The 17,239-nt window shown below is 72.1% G+C and carries 17 protein-coding genes and 1 tRNA gene; 8 read left to right on the top strand and 10 right to left on the bottom strand.

What is annotated here, in order from left to right; genetic code table 11:
* Positions 1 to 79: 79 nt before the first annotated feature.
* Both ACVW07_RS05355 and ACVW07_RS05360 read left to right on the top strand, forming a co-directional pair.
* Positions 80 to 577, top strand: coding sequence for a gluconokinase (locus ACVW07_RS05355; RefSeq protein ID WP_456821030.1), 498 nt, complete (start codon positions 80 to 82; stop codon positions 575 to 577).
* On the top strand, positions 574 to 1,956 hold the full coding sequence (locus tag ACVW07_RS05360) for a GntT/GntP/DsdX family permease (protein WP_456818241.1): 1,383 nt from the start codon (positions 574 to 576) through the stop codon (positions 1,954 to 1,956). Before ACVW07_RS05355 ends, ACVW07_RS05360 begins: the two co-directional genes overlap by 4 nt.
* A gap of 53 nt (positions 1,957 to 2,009) precedes the next feature.
* Here ACVW07_RS05360 and ACVW07_RS05365 read toward each other — a convergent pair whose 3' ends face one another.
* The 5 genes from ACVW07_RS05365 to ACVW07_RS05385 form a co-directional block, all read right to left on the bottom strand.
* Positions 2,010 to 2,957: a hypothetical protein gene (locus ACVW07_RS05365; RefSeq protein ID WP_456818242.1), complete on the bottom strand. Its 948-nt coding sequence runs from the start codon at positions 2,955 to 2,957 to the stop codon at positions 2,010 to 2,012.
* 163 nt (positions 2,958 to 3,120) lie between these two features.
* Positions 3,121 to 4,272: a hypothetical protein gene (locus ACVW07_RS05370; RefSeq protein ID WP_456818243.1), complete on the bottom strand. Its 1,152-nt coding sequence runs from the start codon at positions 4,270 to 4,272 to the stop codon at positions 3,121 to 3,123.
* 39 nt (positions 4,273 to 4,311) lie between these two features.
* Positions 4,312 to 5,013, bottom strand: a complete 702-nt coding sequence (locus tag ACVW07_RS05375) for a hypothetical protein (protein ID WP_456818244.1) — start codon at positions 5,011 to 5,013, stop codon at positions 4,312 to 4,314.
* Positions 5,010 to 7,265, bottom strand: coding sequence for an eCIS core domain-containing protein (locus ACVW07_RS05380; protein ID WP_456818245.1), 2,256 nt, complete (start codon positions 7,263 to 7,265; stop codon positions 5,010 to 5,012). Before ACVW07_RS05380 ends, ACVW07_RS05375 begins: the two co-directional genes overlap by 4 nt.
* Positions 7,266 to 7,540: 275 nt before the next feature.
* Positions 7,541 to 7,882 carry a winged helix-turn-helix transcriptional regulator gene (locus ACVW07_RS05385; RefSeq protein ID WP_456818246.1) on the bottom strand — a complete coding sequence of 114 codons (342 nt, stop codon included), beginning with the start codon at positions 7,880 to 7,882 and terminating at the stop codon, positions 7,541 to 7,543.
* Between the two features lie 116 nt (positions 7,883 to 7,998).
* Here ACVW07_RS05385 and ACVW07_RS05390 point away from each other — a divergent pair, with 116 nt between their 5' ends.
* The 4 genes from ACVW07_RS05390 to ligD all read left to right on the top strand — a co-directional run bounded on the left by ACVW07_RS05390 (position 7,999) and on the right by ligD (position 10,970).
* Complete coding sequence (locus tag ACVW07_RS05390; protein ID WP_456818247.1) at positions 7,999 to 8,853, top strand: NAD-dependent epimerase/dehydratase family protein; 855 nt, start codon at positions 7,999 to 8,001, stop codon at positions 8,851 to 8,853.
* A 189-nt stretch (positions 8,854 to 9,042) separates the two neighbouring features.
* Positions 9,043 to 9,579 carry a PhzF family phenazine biosynthesis protein gene (locus ACVW07_RS05395; RefSeq protein WP_456818248.1) on the top strand — a complete coding sequence of 179 codons (537 nt, stop codon included), beginning with the start codon at positions 9,043 to 9,045 and terminating at the stop codon, positions 9,577 to 9,579.
* Positions 9,573 to 9,869, top strand: coding sequence for a PhzF family phenazine biosynthesis protein (locus tag ACVW07_RS05400; RefSeq protein WP_456818249.1), 297 nt, complete (start codon positions 9,573 to 9,575; stop codon positions 9,867 to 9,869). The genes ACVW07_RS05395 and ACVW07_RS05400 overlap by 7 nt, the downstream gene beginning before the upstream one ends.
* 135 nt (positions 9,870 to 10,004) lie before the next feature.
* Positions 10,005 to 10,970, top strand: a complete 966-nt coding sequence (gene ligD / locus ACVW07_RS05405) for a non-homologous end-joining DNA ligase (RefSeq protein WP_456818250.1) — start codon at positions 10,005 to 10,007, stop codon at positions 10,968 to 10,970.
* A 273-nt stretch (positions 10,971 to 11,243) separates the two neighbouring features.
* On the opposite strand, the gene ACVW07_RS05410 is transcribed toward ligD, so the two are convergent.
* Entirely contained in the window at positions 11,244 to 11,615 is a 372-nt protein-coding gene (locus ACVW07_RS05410; protein ID WP_456818251.1) for a hypothetical protein, read from the bottom strand.
* Positions 11,612 to 11,830: a hypothetical protein gene (locus ACVW07_RS05415; protein ID WP_456818252.1), complete on the bottom strand. Its 219-nt coding sequence runs from the start codon at positions 11,828 to 11,830 to the stop codon at positions 11,612 to 11,614. The genes ACVW07_RS05410 and ACVW07_RS05415 overlap by 4 nt, the downstream gene beginning before the upstream one ends.
* A 157-nt stretch (positions 11,831 to 11,987) precedes the next feature.
* On the opposite strand from ACVW07_RS05415, the gene ACVW07_RS05420 reads away from it, so the two are divergent.
* The gene (locus ACVW07_RS05420) at positions 11,988 to 12,113 is read left to right on the top strand and encodes a hypothetical protein (protein ID WP_456818253.1); all 126 of its coding nucleotides are present in this window, start codon (positions 11,988 to 11,990) and stop codon (positions 12,111 to 12,113) included.
* Between the two features lie 118 nt (positions 12,114 to 12,231).
* Here ACVW07_RS05420 and ACVW07_RS05425 read toward each other — a convergent pair.
* Both ACVW07_RS05425 and ACVW07_RS05430 read right to left on the bottom strand, forming a co-directional pair.
* Positions 12,232 to 12,305, bottom strand: a tRNA-Met gene (locus ACVW07_RS05425).
* 86 nt (positions 12,306 to 12,391) lie between these two features.
* Entirely contained in the window at positions 12,392 to 15,349 is a 2,958-nt protein-coding gene (locus tag ACVW07_RS05430; RefSeq protein ID WP_456818254.1) for a UPF0182 family membrane protein, read from the bottom strand.
* A gap of 145 nt (positions 15,350 to 15,494) precedes the next feature.
* Between ACVW07_RS05430 and ACVW07_RS05435 the strand changes: the two genes are divergently transcribed.
* A complete protein-coding gene (locus tag ACVW07_RS05435) occupies positions 15,495 to 16,040 on the top strand; it encodes a PPA1309 family protein (RefSeq protein ID WP_456818255.1) in 546 nt (181 codons plus the stop codon).
* Positions 16,041 to 16,070: 30 nt separating this feature from the next.
* Here the strand turns inward: ACVW07_RS05435 and ACVW07_RS05440 are convergent, their stop codons facing one another.
* Positions 16,071 to 17,180: a YlbL family protein gene (locus ACVW07_RS05440; protein ID WP_456818256.1), complete on the bottom strand. Its 1,110-nt coding sequence runs from the start codon at positions 17,178 to 17,180 to the stop codon at positions 16,071 to 16,073.
* Positions 17,181 to 17,239: the final 59 nt, after the last annotated feature.

The following is a 17,239-nucleotide window of genomic DNA, read 5'->3' on the forward strand; positions in this document are numbered from 1 at the left end:
GACGACCGTCGCCGCTGCGGCCTGGGCGCCCGACGGGCAAGGGGGCGGTCGCGTGGCCGAGGTCGAGCACGTGGTGGTCATGGGTGTCGCCGGATCGGGAAAGACGACCGTCGCCCGCATCCTCGCGGCACGCCTGGACCGGCCGCTGGGCGAGGCCGACGAGTTCCACCCGCCCGAGAACGTGGCCAAGATGGCCGCCGGGACGCCGCTCGTGGACGAGGACCGCTGGCCGTGGCTCCGCGCCATCCGTGACTGGCTCACCGCGCACGCCCGTGACGGGCGCAGCACGGTCGTGACCTGCTCGGCGCTGAGGGTCACGTACCGCGACGTGCTGCGCGAGGCCGAGGGACGGGTGCGGTTCGTGCACCTGGCAGCGCCCGAGGCACTCATCGAGGACCGGATGGAGGCGCGCACCGGCCACTTCATGCCGCCCGAGCTGCTGCCGTCGCAGTACCGCACGCTCGAGCCGCTCACCGATGCGGAGGACGGGTTCGTGGTCCCCGTCGACGTGCCGCCCGACGCCGTCGCCCAGCGCGTCCTCGACGCGCTGGCGGACGACCGGGCAGTGCGGCCATGATCGGGGCCGCGTCCGCAGTCCTCGCCGCCGACCCGCCGGACGTCAGCGAGACCCGGCTCGTCGTCGCCGCGATCATCGGCATCGCGACGATCGTGCTGCTCATCGTCGGCCTCAAGCTGCACCCGTTCCTCGCGCTCACCATCGGGTCCGGCGTCCTGGCCGTCGCCGCGGGCATCCCCTACCCGGACGCCTTCACCAGCTTCAGTGCGGGGCTCGGCACCACCGTCGCCGGCGTCGGTGTGCTCATCGCCCTCGGGGCGATCATCGGCAAGCTGCTCATCGACAGCGGTGGCGCCGACGAGATCGTCGACACGATCCTCGGCCGCACACCCGCGCAGCGGCTGCCGTGGGCGATGGCGCTCATCGCGTTCATCATCGGCATCCCGCTGTTCTTCGAGGTCGGCGTGGTGCTCCTCATCCCTGTGGTGATGCTCGTCGCCCGGCGGTCCAGGGTGTCGCTGATCCTGGTGGGAATCCCGGCGCTCGCCGGGCTGTCCGCGCTGCACGGCCTCGTGCCGCCGCACCCCGGCCCCCTCATCGCGATCGACGCCCTGGACGCGAACCTGGGCCTGACGCTCGGCCTGGGCCTGCTCGTCGCGATCCCCACGGTCGCGATCAGCGGTCCCCTCCTCGCGAAGCCCATGAACAGGTGGGTGCCGCTCCCGCCGCCCGAGTCGATCCTCGGGGAGGCCCGGCAGGACGAGGACGCGAAGCGTCCGGCGTTCGCGACGGCGCTCACCGTCGTCCTCCTGCCCGTGGTGCTCATGCTCGCCCGGACCGTCGCGGAGAGCCTCGGGGCGGACGACAGCGGCACCGGGAAGGTGTTCGTGTTCCTCGGCACCCCGCTCGTCGCGCTGCTCATCACGTCGCTCGTCGCACTCGTCGCGTTCGGGACCTCCCTCGGGCGCACCCGTGACGAGGTCAGCGCGCTGGTCGGCTCCTCGTTCGCCCCCATCGCGGGCATCCTGCTCATCGTCGGCGCGGGCGGCGGGTTCAAGCAGACGCTCGTCGACTCCGGCATCGGCGACGTCATCGGGCAGAACCTGGCCGACGCCCCCATCTCCCCGCTGCTGGCGGGGTGGCTCGTCGCGGTCCTGATCCGCCTCGCCACCGGCTCCGCCACCGTCGCGACCATCACGGCGGCCGGCCTGGTCGCCCCGCTCGCCGCCGACCTGTCCACGTCGCACGTCGCGCTGCTCGTGCTCGCGATCGGGGCCGGGTCCGTGTTCTTCAGCCACGTGAACGACGCCGGGTTCTGGCTGGTCAAGGAGTACTTCGGCATGACGGTCGGCCAGACGTTCCGCACGTGGTCCGTGATGGAGACCGTGCTGTCGGTGACCGCGCTGATCCTCGTCCTGCTGCTGGGGCTCGTCGTCTGACCCGCGAGACGGCGGCCCGGACCGCCGTCGGTCCGGGCCGCCGTCGTGGGGCGTCAGCCCTCCTTGGGGTTGACCGGCGACCCGTCGTCCATGAACACGTTGTTGGTCCACGAGAACGTTTTACTGTTCAGCGTGGCCGACTTGATCCACGCCGGCGTCCGGGCCGTCCGCATGAACCGGTTGCCGATGATCTCGAACTTCTCCGAGCCGATCGGCCCGAGGCCACCCTCGGACGTGTTCAGCGTGGAGCCCTCCTCGGTGTCCCCGTACAGCCAGTTCTCGCGGAGCGTCACGACGTTGTAAGTGCCGACGTTCTGCATGACCAGCAGCGCCGCGGTGCGACCACCGTGGATGGAGCAGCCCCACACGTCGTACAGGTCCAGCTCCCCCGAGGCCTGGTTGCCGTCGGTGTGCGTCCACTCGTCGGACTGCGTCGGGTCGGGGTACGACATCAGCATGTCCAGACGACAGCCGTGCATCTCGAACGACTTGCGCCGCTCCTTGGAGCCGTGCGGCTGCCCGCCGTCGACGACCCCCTGGATCAGCGTCCTCGACAGCTTGACGTTCCCGCCCTTGAACCCGCCGATCTCGTGCGACCGGTAGGAGGGCCGGACCTCGACGAACTCGATCAGGCCGTCGTCGATGACGTCGTCCGTGCAGTCCAGCAACCAGAAGTACGCGTTGCGCGTCGCCGGGTCGTGGTTCTCGCCGGACGGCTCACCCCCGAGCACGAGCGAGTCGCGGAGCGTGAAGTTCTTGACGTGCGGACGGAACCGTCCGGAGATCGCCAGCCGCTCGACGACCTGACCCTCCTCGAGGTTGTCGAACGTCCCCGAGTAGTTCTCGAGCCGGGTCTCGGGGACCCGGGGCCCGGTCTGAGCGAACGGCGTGTGCGCGTAGAGCGTTGTCGGCTCCGTCTCACCGAGCTCGAACACGGGGTGCTCCCACGGGGGGAGATCCGGCACGTCCGGCGGCACCGACGACGTCGGTTCGATGAACATGTTTCCTGAGACATTTGCGTAGAACCCAGCCATGATCTTGCCCCCATCTCGACCGCGAGTCCGGCCAATCCCCCTCGCTGATCGCGACGCTAGCAACGGGGTCTGACATCCCCGGACGAACGCGAAAAACCGTGCCCTATCAGGCAGAACACACCGGACGACGTCAGAAGGCACCCCGGTTGAGAGTGCTCTGCATGGCCCGCACCGCCGGCGACGGCTTCCAGATCTCACCGTCGACGACCGTGCCGTACCGGCGCTGCAGGCCGCAGTAGAGCTCCCGGCCCGCGACACCGTCCACCCTGCCCTGGTACTGACCGGCCTGCGCCGTCCGGCGCATCATCTCGACGAGGAGCGGCGAGCCCGCCGTCCCGGGCGCCCAGTCGTACCGCCAGCCCGTGGTGAGTCCCGGCTGCGCGTTGGGCCTGTACTGGTGCCAGACCTCGCCGTCGACGAACTGCATGCCGAGCACCCGTTGAGCCAGCGTCGTCGTGGCCGACCCCCAGACGCCGTCCTCGACGATCCCGCCGGCCGGTCCGCCCGGCATCGGTGCCGTGCCGCCGCCCGGGGTGGCGCCGGCCGCGAGCGCGAACAGCCGGTCGACGTCGAGCGCGCCCGGGTCGCCGTGGTCGTTGCCGGGCACGTGCTGGTGCCCCAGGACGCCTCGGTACGCGTACCACGCCGGGGTCGACAGGCGCTGGCCGCCGCTGCTGCCGTACGACGCCGGGTACGGGAGCCACGCCACCGACGCGCTCATCGGCAGGCCGAGACGGTCGGCGACCAGCCGCACCAGCCCCGCGACGTAGCCCATCGGCTCGTCGGGCATCGTCGGCACGAACACCGACGCGAGGAGCCCGTCGCGGGGGTCCGACGTCCCGATGATCTCCAGCTGCACAGCGCCCATGGTGTTCGTCGAGATCCCCGGCGGAGCCTTGAGCGACCACGCAGCCTCGTCGAGCGAGTAGTGCTGCCGGAAGGTCCGGCCCCACGGGTCGACCGTCGCGTGGGGAGCCGACCGTCCGTCGTGGTACGTCGCCGCGGACGGGTAACCGGCGCCCTCCGTGGTGTGCAGCACGATCAGCGCGGGTTCCCGCTTCCAGGCGAGGCTCGTCGGGTTGGAGAACTCCAGCCGGGAACCGCCCGGGTAGTCGTCGTCGAACCACCCGCCCAGGGCACGCCCCGCGGGGCGCAGCAGCGGGTGCCCCCACTGCGGCGGCTCGCGGCCCACGCCCGTCGGTTCGGGCTCCGGCCCGTCCTGGTCGGTGGTGCCGTCGTCAGCGGGCGCGTCGACGTGTTTCGACGGGTCGTGCTCGGGCACGGCAGCTCCCTGCGGTGGTTCGACTGTCTGCCGGCGCTCTCAGGGCGGACCGAGCCGGTGCCGCGCCTGCGCGGCGAGCCCGGCGAGGTGCTCGTCCCGCCCGCCGGCGAGAGCCTCCAGCGCCGCTGCCGCGTCCGGCAGACCGATCGCCGCCAGCCGGCCGACCTGCCGTTCGCGGTCCTCGACTGACGCGGGTCCCCCCGCGCCCAGCTCGTCCCCGAGCGCGGAGGCGAGCGCGGCGAGGGCGTCGTCGTCCCGCAGCACCGCGACGTCGAGCTCGACGACCGCCACGTCCTGACCGCCGGCGAGCGTCACCGGGTCCGGCTGGGCACCGGTGGCCAGGTTCCGCAGGCAGCGCAGCGCCAACGACAGTCGTGCCGCCGGCGCGACCACCGTGCGCAGGACGTCGAGCCCGAGGAAGTCGTTCACGAGCACCCTTTGTGCGAGCCGGTCGCCGGGCGCGAGCGTCACCTTGCCGCTCAGGCCACCGCGATAGGGCAGACCGGCCCGCGGGTCCGTGAGAACGGCGCCGCCCGCCTGCGCCGAGAACGACACGTGCCCCGGTCGGCCGCGCCCGCGGTCGGCACCGACCGGGACGTCGACCGCCCGGTCGCCGTCGTTGTGGACCGCGACCTCGACCTCGAGCGGCCCACCGACCAGGACGACGTCGTCGAGGACCCGGAGCTCCACCCGGACAGGCACGCCGCCGAGGTCGACGGTCGTGGCACCGTGCGGGCTCACCGGAACCGCACCCGCACCGTCACCGCCTGCGCGGCCAGCACCGAGTCCGCGATCGTCACCCGGACCGTCGCTGCACCGGGTCCGGGCCGCGTGACCTGGATCTGCCGCGCGGCGTCGGCTGCCACGGCCGGCGCCACCTGCACGGCGACGAAGCCGGGGGTGTCGACGGTCGGGACGAGCGTGCGCCCTCCTGGGGCGGCGCTGATCGGTATGACCACCGACGCCGTCGCTGCCGGCACGGGCGCCGGCTCGCGCGGCCGGGACAACCGGACCGGGACGATCGGCACGGGTGCCTCCGCGCGGCGGTTCGCGAACGTCGAGTCCTGGATCCTGATCCGCGCCGTCATGCCCACCAGGCCTGACTGCACCGTGTGCGGGCCGGCCACCGGCGCGCCCGTGAGCGGCGTCGTGAACATCATCGACCCTGAGACGAGCGAGAGGTCGACCGTCCGGGCGGGCGTCGACGACACGAATGCGATGCCGGCCTGGGCCACGCCGTCGGCGGCCAGGCCGCGCGCCGCCGGGGCGTTGGGCGTCACGACGATGCCCGTGTACGTGATGAGCGGGTGGGGTGCCGCCGCGTAGGGGTCGTTCCGGACGGGCGCGTGCGCACCACCGAAGATCTGCTCGGTCCTCACGATGAAGCCGGCGCCCCCGCGGAGCAGGCTGACGCGCTGGATGCCGTGGGCGAACTCGCTGCTCCACGGCGGGTTCCCGGACCAGCCGAGCCAGTGCATCCCCTGCCGGTTGTCGCTCACCGCGGGCAGTCCTGGCGCACCGGGACCCACGAACTGGTTGACGTCGATGCTCCCGGTCCCCGTGACGACGTTGTCGGGCCAGTTGTTGCCCGGCGCGGACTGGCCGAGGTTGGGCACGGGGTTGGGCCCGGTCCCGTTCAGGCTCGGCACGAGGTTGAAGTCATCGCGCCCCGCAGCTCCGATCGTCTCGCCGATCACCCGGCTCAGCGCACCGGAGACGCCGTTGGTCGGGGCGAAGCCGATGTTGTTGATCTGCCCGTACTGCCCTGCACCCGGCAGTCCCCCGTTCGTGAACCCGCTCACCCGCGTCGGTACCGGGTTGATCGCGAGCGGCGAGTCGAAGCGTGCCCCCGTCCCGTCGTCCTCGGCTCGGACGACGGTCGCACCGGTGTCGGCGCCCGCCGTGATCGTGGTCCCTGCGACCGTGGCGCCGTGCGCGGGCCGCAGCGTGACCGTGACCGGACGGCCCAGCGGGGCGATGGCGGGCGCGACGACGCCGGTGTTGCCCGTGACGCCGTCGCGGTTGGGGTCGATGCTGTTGACCGGCGGGACCGCAGCGCCCACCGCGGTGGCGATCCCGGCCGAGAACGCCGGCGCGGGGGTGACCGTGACGCCCGTGATGCCGACGAGGAGCACGTTGCCGGAGGTCGCGTCGTCCGCCGGCGTCGACGTGAGCGCCGCCCGGACCTGGAACGTCCCCCCTGCCCCCGCGGCTGCGGCGGCCGTCGCGCTGATCCGCGCACCCCTGCGGCCGCGCGGGGTGATCGTCACGCCCGCGGGTCCTCCCACCAGGGTCCAGGTGAGCGCGCCGGCGCCCGCTGCGACCGCGGTCACGTCGAGGCCACGGCCGCCGGCGCCCACCTCCGCGGTGGCGGGCAGGTTGACGGCAGTCACGGTCGGGGCCGCCATCGGCCCTCGTGCCGCGGGCGACAGCGTCTGCGCGAGGCCCGGACCGCGCCGCCCGTCCCGGCGCGTTCCCGATGCCAGGTCCTGCTGGACGACGTGGGCCAGCTCGTGGGCCAGCGTCCTCCTGCCGCGCGAGCTGTCGAGATCGCGCGCCTCCTCCCCGAGGTGGACGTCCCGACCGACCGTGTACGCCGCCGCCCCGAGCCGGGCTGCGGACGACGCAGCCGTGGCGTCGGCGTGCACGCGGACACCTCTCAGGTCCCAGCCGAACGACGCCTCCATCTCCGAGCGCAGCCGCGGCGGCAACCCGTCGGCGGCGGCCCGTTCCGCGGGAGGGCCGGCGGGCGTCGTGGACGGGCGGGCGACGGCGGCCTCCGCCGCACTGTCGGCCTCTCGCTCGTGCGACTGCTCCGTACCCGCGCCCGGTGTCCGGCGCGTGTCCACCAGCGCGGCCACCGCGTGGTTGCCCGCCCGCCTCTGCAGGGACAGCAGCCGCAGCGCGCGCGGCGAGGCGGCCGCGCGCGAGGCGGCCGTGCCCCCTGCTCGCCGGCAAGGGGTGTCACGCTCGGACGCGAACTGGCTGGTCATGGCGGCGCTCCTCGTGGCCGGGACGGCGGCAGCTCGCGTGGAGCAAGCTCGACGTCGGCCAGTCTTCTCACGGTAGCGCCCGAGCAACCGGGTGCCGGGCCTGTCGGCCAGCCCACCGAGCAACCGGGCTGCCCGAAAGGGCAATGACCGCTCCGCGCTCCACCGGGTACGTCATCGGTCACACGGGTGGACCGAGGTGGCGCACCACCCCCGCCGCCCGGTCTCCGCGCCCGGTCTCCGTGCAAGGGATCGGCGTACCCGGACCGCGACTCGGGTCAGGCGAGTGCCTGGGCGTCCGTGCGCGCCCGGGACTCCAGGATCGCCGGGGCGTTGGCCTCCGACCAGGTGCGCAGGGTCTGGACCGCGTCGAGCAACGACGTGCCGAGGGGCGTCAGCCGGTACTCGACCCGTGGGGGAACCTGGGCGAAGACCTGCCGGGCGACCAGGCCGTCCCGCTCGAGGGCGCGCAGCGCCTCCGTGAGCACCTTCGGGGTGATGTCGGTCAGGATCCCGCGGAGCTCCGTGAACCGGAGGACGGAGCGGTCGAGCGACAGCAGGATGCGCACCGTCCACTTCTCGCCGACACGGGCCAGCACCATCCGGCTGGGGCATGCCACGTCCAGCACGTCACAGGGAACGGTATCCACCGGGTGACCAACTTCCGTTGAAGAGACTGGTATCGAATCCATACTATCGGCGACGTCCCAGTTCAGACCACGATTCGGGAGTCCTCATGCACGTCCTCCTCACCGGAGCCACCGGCTACGTCGGATCCAACGTCCTGGCGGCACTGCTCGCCGCCGGCCACCAGGTGCTCGCCGTCACGCGCAGCGAGCGCTCCGCCGACCGGGCCCGCGCGGCGGGTGCGGTCGCGGTCGTCGGTGACCTGACCGACACCCCGTGGCTCGTCGAGCAGCTCCGCGCGGTCGACGCCGCGATCCACACCGCCGCCACCGGCGATGCGGACAACCCCTCCTTCGACGACGCCGTGATCGACGCCGTGATCGCGGCGTTCGGCGGCACGGACAATCCGTACCTCCACACCAGCGGCGTCTGGATCTGGGGCGAGGGCACCGTGCACGCGGACGGACCGCTCCGCCCGCCGTCCCTCGTGGCCTGGCGGCTCCAGCGCGAGCAGCGACTTCTCGAGGCGGACGTCCGGGCCACCATCGTGGCGCCCGCCGTGGTCTACGGGCAGGGCGGCGGCGTCGTCCCGGCGGTGTTCGGTGCGGGCTCCCGGACCGCGGACGGCACCCTCCGGCTCGTGGGGTCGGGCGCGCAGCGGTGGACGGTGGTGCACGTCGAGGACCTGGCCGACGCCTACGTGGCAGCGCTGGTCGGCGGTCCCCGTGGCCGGCGCGTGCTGGCCGCCTCCGGCGAGAACCCGACGGTGCGGGAGATCGCCCAGGCCGTCGCGGGGCCTGGCGGACGAGTGCTTCCGGAAGACGTCGACCAGACCCGTGCCCGGCTCGGCGCTGCGTTCGCGGACGCCCTGCTGCTCGACCAGGCCGCGGACGTCGACCGGACGGCGTCCTCGTGGGGATGGGTCCCGCGCCGGCGGAGCCTGGTCGACGAGCTCTCCGCGTGATCTGCACCTGCCGGTAGGAGCCCCCACCGGCCGCGCCGAGGACGAGGGGCCCGGACCGCTCGGTCCGGGCCCTTCGCGCCCTGGGCGCCCCGATGCCGGGCCGGGCCATCGATGGGACGGTCGTCCTGCAAGGCCATCGGCGTCCGATTGGCTATCGCCGTCCCGGTGGTCCGCCGGGACGATCAGCGCGTGGATATTCTCAGGTACCGGGCGTTCACGACCGTCGAGCCGAACGGGCGGTCGGGGAATCCGGCCGGCGTCGTGCTGGACGCAGAGGGACTCGGCGACGCGGACATGCTTCGGACGGCGGCCGAGCTCGGGTTCAGTGAGACGGCGTTCCTCACCGCCATCGAGCCCGACGCGGCAAGGGTGCGGTACTTCACCCCGCGCGCGGAGATCGCGTTCTGCGGGCATGCCACGATCGCGTCGGGCGTGGCGCTGGCGCGGCGGCGGAACGTCGCATCCGTGGTGCGGCTGACGACGAACGCCGGGCTCGTGCCCGTGGAGGTGACCGCGGAGCGGGCGACCCTCGTGGCGGTCGACACCGAGGTCGAGGACCTCGACGACGGCCTCCTCGACGAGCTGCTGAAGGCGCTGCGGCTCGACCGAGGCGACCTTGACGCCGTGATGCGTCCCGCGCTGGTGCACGGCGGCAACCTGCACCCGCTCGTCCCGTGCGGGACGGCGTCCTCGACCGCCTCGACCACGACGGCGACGCGGTGCTGACCCTGCAGGACGCGCACGGGTGGGACGGCACGGTGCCGGTCGTCCAGCGGCTCTCGGCGACACGGTTCGCCTCGCGCAACCCGTTCCCGCGGGGCGGGATCAGAGAGGACCCGGCGACCGGATCCGCGGCGGCGGGGCTCGGGGCGTACCTGCGGGCGAAAGGGCACGTCGAGGTGCCCGCGGTGCTCACGGTCGACCAGGGGGCAGAGGCAGGGCGGCCGTCGCTGATCGTCGTCGAGGTCCCGCGCGAAGGCCGGGTGCGGGTCACCGGGACCGCCGAGGAGATGTAGCACGCAACCCGATCGCGTCACAGGGGTGAGACAGACCGACCGGTCACACGTCGCGGAGCTCGACCGGGTCGCGGTCGCGTCCTTCGAGCGTTGAGAGCGCGCGTCCGCCACGGGGTCCGCGCGCTTGAATGAGGCATGGCCCCGGGACACTCGCCTGCCGTCGAGCTCGAGGTCGGGTCCCGCACCGTGCGGATCTCCAACCCCGACCGCGTCTACTTCCCCGCCAGCGGGGCGACCAAGCTCGACCTCGCGAGCTACTACCTCGCCGTGGGCGACGGGATCGTGCGTGCGCTGCGGGAGCGCCCGTGCATGCTGCACCGCTACCCGACGGGCGTCGCCGGGGAGAAGGTTCACCAGAAGCGGCTGCCACGGGGCGCCCCGCCGTGGATGGAGACCGTGGAGGTCTACTTCCCGCGCTTCGGCCGTACCGCCGACGAGCTGTGCGTGACCGAGCTGGCCCACGTGATCTGGGCGGTGCAGATGTCGACCGTCGAGTTCCACCCGTGGAACAGTCGCCGGGCCGACACCGAGCGCCCTGACGAGTGGCGCATCGACCTGGACCCCATGCCGGACTGCCCCTTCGACCGGGTCCGGCGCGTCGCGCACGTGGCGCGGGAGGTCCTGGACGAGCTGGGGGCGGTCGGCTGGCCGAAGACCTCCGGCGGTGCAGGCCTCCATGTCTATGTCCGGATCGTGCCCGAGCACGACTTCGCGGACGTGAGACGAGCAGCCCTCGCCTTCGCGCGGGAGGTGGAGCACCGTGCACGGGGAGACGTCACCACCACGTGGTGGCGGCGGGACAGGGACCCCTCGCTCGTGTTCGTGGACTACAACCAGAACGCCCGCGACCACACGATCGCCTCGGCCTACTCGGTGCGGGGAACCCCAGGGGCCACCGTGTCGACGCCTCTGCGCTGGGACGAGATCGACGACGTCGATCTCCGGGACTGCACGCTGCGCACGGTGCCCGCACGCTTTGCCGAGCTCGGCGATCTCCATGCCGGCATCGATGACGCGGTCTTCGACCTGGCGCCGCTGCTTCGCTGGGCTGAGCGCGACGAACGCGACGGCGCCGCGGCGCCCCCGGACGGCGACGTGTGATCCGACCGGGGAACGCGTGATCGGACGCGACGCGTCCCCGGCCAACCAGCCAACGTCGAAGGCCCGGACCATCAGGTCCGGGCCTTCGACTTCTTGTAGCGGGGAACCTCGCGAGGCTGGGATCTCTCGGTCGGCGGTGACACGTCTCCGCAGGTCACAAGGCCATGCCAGGGCACGTGCGGGCGCAGCGGGGCAGTCATACAAGGATCGAACCACGCTGCTCGGACAGCGATCGGTCGCCGGAGGCGAGCCGTGCGGATCGAGCTCGACGACTCATCGGCCCCCGTATCGCTTGATCGCACCCTGATGGGTGATGCCGAGTGCAGCGCCGATCTCAGTCCATGTCACACCGGCCGCACGGGCGGCGAACACGGCGTCCTCGACGTCCTGCTCGGCGACGCGCTTGGCATGCACAGCCGACTCGATGTGAGCGACGGCCGACCGGTCGCGCATGATCGCTGTCGCCGGTTCGAACCCTTCGAGCCGGGCGAGCAGCTCCGCGTCGTCGTCCGCTCCGGCGTGGCGTGACCCGGTGTTTGCGACCGTGCGCTGCCGTACAAGACGACCCCTGTCGGCCGACCTCGCGATGGAGTTCTTGCCCACCGCCCGGGGGGCCTTCTTGATGCTGGACTTCGTGTTCTTCATGTCGGCGCCCTTCCTCTCGCTACGGCCAGAACTTCCGACGCGCGGGCATCGGCATCGTCATGTACGACACCGACTTCGAGCATCGCCCCGTTGCGTGCCGGACCGATGACCATGAGCACCTCGCCTGCGTCGAACGTGCGGACAAAGTGGTCTATCGCGTGGAGGATGTCGGCATCGGTGACGCCATGCTTCCTGGCGCTCGCCGTGATCCTCACGAATGCAACCTTAGTTGCAGATGCGACGTCGCTGCAACCAAGGTTGCAGTGGGACCCCCGCACGAGTAGCACGTGAGCTCGCTGGCGCCTCGTCGAGCACGAGCTCGTCGACGCCGATGCACAGCACTACCGGCGCGCCGTACTGCCGTTGGCCAGGATGCGCAGGCTCGCCGGCGGAACCGACGCATCGGCCCAGATCGACGACCTCATCGCCGCGCTCCGTGACGTCCACCGCCGACGTTCGCGCCTGCTGCAGGAGTTCGACCGTGCCGGGCTCCCCTGACGCCCCGCGGCCGCCAGCGCTCCGGGGACGCCGGCCTCTCGGGCACACACGGCCAGGTCGGCATGGTTGCGCGAACGACAAAGGCCCGGACCATCAGGTCCGGGCCTTCGTCACTGTGTAGCGGGGGCAGGATTTGAACCTGCGACCTCTGGGTTATGAGCCCAGCGAGCTACCGAGCTGCTCCACCCCGCGTCGGTGAGTACAACCTACCTCACCTGCGGGGGCGGCCCAAATCCGATGGCCCTGACCGGGGGTGGCGTACGTCACCCCCCGTCTCGTCAGGGCTCCGGGTTGAGACGCGACTCGGCGGCGATCGCCGCGTCGATGGCCGCGTCGAGGCTCTTCTGGGCCTGGCCGTAGGCGGTGAAGTCGCCCGTCGCCAGGGCGGCCTGCCCGTCCTGGATCGCCTTGTTCGCGGCCTGCAGGGCGGCTTCCAGGTCGGCCCGTGCCGAGGCGTTCGTGCCTCCCCCTGCGTCGGTCCCGCCACCGGTGGGCGGCGGCGTCGCGGTCGTGCCCGTGCCCGGGTCGGTTCCCGCGTCGCCGGCATCGGCCCCGGAGTCCCCTCCGAACACCTGGTCGAGCGCCCCGTCGAGCGTGTCGGCGAACCCGATGTTCTCGCCGAAGGCCACCAGGACACGCTGCAGGAGCGGGAACGTGGTTCCGGAGGCCGCCTGGACGTAGACCGGCTGCACGTAGAGCAGGCCCCCGCCGACCGGCAGCGTCAGGAGGTTGCCACGGACCACCTTGGAGTCGCCGCGCCCGAGGATGTTGAGCTCGTTCGACACCACGGGGTCGGACGTGAAGTTGTTGTTGACCTGGCCGGGACCGGGCACGGTCGAGTCTCGTGGCAGCTCGAGCAGCCGCAGCTTGCCGTAGTCGGCCGACGGCTTGCCGGACTCGTTGCCCGCCTCGGCATCGACCGAGAGGTACCCGGTCAGCACGTTGCGCGCCCCGGACCCGCTCGGGATGAACGACGACATGAGCGAGAACCGGGCGCTGTCCTGGTCGGGCATCTGCAGCGTCAGGTAGTACGGCGGCTGCGGGACGTTGACGTTGGACTTGGTGGGGTCGGCCGGGTTGGCCCAGAAGTCGTTCCCGGTGAAGAACTGGCCCGGGTCGGTCACGTGGTACTGGCTGAGCAGGTTCCGCTGCACCTTGAACAGGTCCTCGGGGTAGCGGATGTGGCTCATCAGTGCACCGTCGATCGCGGACAGCGGCTGCAGCGACGTCGGGAACACCTTGGACCAGGCCTTGAGCACCGGGTCCTGCGTGTCCCACGCGTACAGGTCGACGGAGCCGTCGTACGCGTCGACCGTGGCCTTCACCGAGTTGCGGATGTAGTTCACGTTCTTCGGCTGGAGCGCCTGGATCGTGGTGGACGTCTCGGTGATCGAGTCGGTGGTGGCCTCCTCGAGCGAGCGCAGCGCCGAGTACGGGTACTCGTCGCTCGTGGTGTAGCCGTCGATGATCCACTTGACCCGGCCCTCGACGACCGCCGGGTACACCCGACCGTCGAGCGTGAGGTACGGCGCGACCTTCTGGACGCGGTCCCGAGGGTCACGGTCGTAGAGGATCTGCGAGTCCTCGTTGACGCGGTTGGAGAACAGGATCTGCTCGGACCCGAACTTCAGGCCGTACAGCAGCTGGTTCCACGGGTTGCCGATGCTCGGCCCGGCAGACACGTCCCGCGTCGGGAACGTCGTGTTCACCGAGCCGCCCGCCGCGTCGTCCGGGTAGTCGAGCTCCCAGCTCTTGGTCCCCTCCGGCGCGCCGACGATCGAGTACTGCGGCGCCCGCGGGCTGAAGTAGATCCGCGGCTCGTAGGGGCCCATCTCGCCGGTCGACGGGATGCCCTGCTCCCAGAACGCCGGCGCCCCCCGCCCTTCGGTGGTGTTGCCGAACGCCGCGACCACACCGAACCCGTGCGTGTACACGGTGCTGTCGTTGGTCCAGTTCCGCTGCTGTGCGTCCAGACCGGACAGGTCGAGCTCGCGGACCGCGATGACGGTGTCCCGACTCTCGCCGTTCACCTCGTAGCGGTCCACGGAGAGCGTCTCGGGGAAGTGGTAGAAGCCCTTGATCTGCTCCAGCTGCTTGAACGACGGGCTCACGATCTGCGGGTCGAGCAGCCGGATCGACGCGGTGGTGTCGGCGTCCTGCCGCAGGGCACCCGCCTCGGCGACGACGTCCGCGTCGTACTCGCTCGTGGCGACGTCCTGCAGTCCGTACGCGGCGCGCGTGGCGTCGATGTTGCGCTTGATGTAGTCCGCCTCGCGGTCCTGCTGGTTCGGCTGCACCTGGAACCGCTGCACGACGGCCGGGTAGATCCCGCCGACGGCGATCGCGGCGACCACCATGAGGCCGACGCCGATGGCGGGCAGGCGCCAGTTGCCGCGGACGGCAGTGAGGATGAACGTCACGGCGACGAACACCGCGATGCCGGCGAGGATGGCCTTCGACGGGATGACGGCGTGCACGTCGGTGAACGACGCCCCCTCGAACTTGGCGCCGGCCTTCGTGAGGATCGAGTACCGGTCGAGCCAGTAGTTCCCGGCGATGAGCACCATCAGCACGGCACCGACGACCGCGAGGTGCACGCGCGCCGCCTTGGTGGTCCGCGGCGCGGTGCCGCGCTGACCGCCGACCCGCAGGCCGCCGTACAGGTACTGGGTCGCCAGACCCGCGATACCGGCCAGCACGGTCACGGCCATGAGGAACGACACGACGAACCGGAGCCCCGGCAGCGTGAACAGGTAGAACCCCAGGTCGATGCCGTACTGGGGGTCGGTCTCACCGACGCTTCCGCCGTGCATCCACAGCTGGACGGTCTGCCACTGCTGGGACGCGGCCGCGCCGGCGAACAGGCCGAGCACGGCCGGGCCGACGATCATGACGAGCCGGCGCAGCGGCTCGATCGCCTCGCGGTACTGGTCGAGGTTCTGCTGCTCCTGCGTGGACGGGGCGTAGACCGGTCGTGACCGGTACCCGTAGCTCAGGCTGGCGGCCACCCCTCCCGCCATCAGGAGGAATCCGAGCAGGAACAGCACCGTCCGGGTACCCCACTCCGTCCGCAGCACCTGCAGGAAGCCGAGCTGGTCGTACCAGAGCACCTCGGTCCAGACCTGCGCGAGCACGAGCACGGTGACGACGACGAGGCCGAGCACGACGAGGGTGGGCACGAGCGCCCCGCGCCGCCGACGGGTCGGTCGCGGACGGGGCGGGCTGGCGAAGGTCACGGTGCTGCGGTCCTCGTCGTCGACGGTGATGGGGAGCGACCGGCACGACCGGTCGCGTGGAGCGGCCGCCGCGGGATGCGGAGTGCTCGCAGCGTGAACGAGCCGGGCGGGACCCAGGTTCCCACACGGGTGCGACGATGAGCGCGTGAGAGACGAGGAAGCCGCGCGGAGCGCGCTCGCCGACGCGGTCAAGGAGATCGAGCACCACGTGGCGTCGGCCGGGTGGGACGGTCCGGTCCGGGTGTTCGCGCTGGTCCGCACGCAGCACGCCCTGCAGGCCGAGCCGGGCCTGGCCGACCAGCTCACGCCCGAGGTGCTGGCCGCCGCGACGGGAGACACGTGGCACCTGACCTCCGTCGAGCAGGAGGACCTGCCCGCCGCGCCCGACCTCGAGTCCTTGCTCGCGGGGCTGTCGTGGCCGGACGCGGTCGAGGGGATGGCCGTGACGGTGGAGCGGGTGGTGCTGCCGCCGGCGGCCGAGGCGGACATGCCCGGCGACCCCGAGGCGGCCCTGGCCTACCTCCTGGCGCACCCGGACCGGGAGGACGTCCGGCTCGCGGTCGGGGCCCTGCGCGACGGCCCGTCCTGGTGCGCCGTGCGCGCCCGGGCCCACGACTCGGACGACGAGGTGGGCCAGGGTGCCGACCTCGTGCCCGGCCTCGTGGCGGCGGTCCGCTCGACGTTCGACTGAGGGCCGGCCGAGCGGCCCGGAGTAGACGGGTCAGCCGGCCGCGGTGGTGCACGTGGGCAACGAGTCCCCGGTCCCCGCGCCGATCGCGGTCATCGCCTCGCGCGCCTCGTGCAGCGTCGAGATCCTCACGACGTCCAGCCCGTCCGGCACGTGCCCGACGACCTCGTCGCAGTTCGAGGCGGGCGCGAGGAACCACGTCGCCCCGTCCCGGCGCGCGCCTGCGAGCTTCTGCCGGATGCCGCCGATAGGTCCGACGTCGCCCGTCACGTCGATCGTGCCCGTGCCCGCGATGTCGACGCCGTTCGCCTCGTCCTCGGGGGTCATCTTGTCGATGATCCCGAGCGCGAACATGGTCCCGGCGCTGGGGCCGCCGATGTCGTCGATGCTGATCTCCACGTCGACCGGCATGTCGAACGTCGGGTCGATGTAGACGCCGATCTGCGCACCGCCGTCCTCCTTGGTGCCGGTGACGATCGGCAGGTCCACCGACTGGCCGTGCCGCTTCACCGTCAGCGTCACGGTGTCACCCGGCACCACGTCGTCCAGGTCGTCGATGAGGGTCTGGTAGTCCGCCACGGGCGCGCCGTCGAGCGCCACGATGACGTCGCCCTCCTCGACCTTGCCGGCGGCGTCCGTCCCCTCCACGGTGTCCGCGACGACGAGCGTGGCCGGGACCTCGTACCCGAGCTCGGTGAGGGCCGCGACGCTGGCGTTCTCCTGGGAGGACACCATCTCCGCCTGGTTGGAGTCGTCGATCTGCTCCTGCGAGACGTCGGGCGGGTACAGCTCTTCGACCGGTCGCACCACGGACGAGGGGTCCAGCCATCCCTGCAGGGCCCCGACCAGGGTCGAGGGGAAACCCGGGCCGCCCGTGCCCGACACCGTCGTCAGGCGCAGCTCGCCGGTCGAGTCGAACGTCTCGGCCCCGGTGACCTGGATGAGCGGCGTGCCCTCGTGCTCGCCCAGCACGTCCCGCGTCGGGCCCGGGCTGTTCACCGCGTACGGGGTGGGCATGACGACGAGCAGCGCCAGGAGCACGGCCGTACCGAGCATGCCGACGGAGAGCATCAGCGAGCGCGGGCTGACCCGCTCGGGCTCGTACGGCGGGACGTCGAACGGGTCAGAGGGTTCCTCGAGCACCCCCCGATCATCCCCTACGACGTCGACGCCGGTGCGACGCCGGTGCCGACCGCCAGGAC

It is taken from the genome of Cellulomonas sp. URHB0016, from assembly GCF_054057935.1.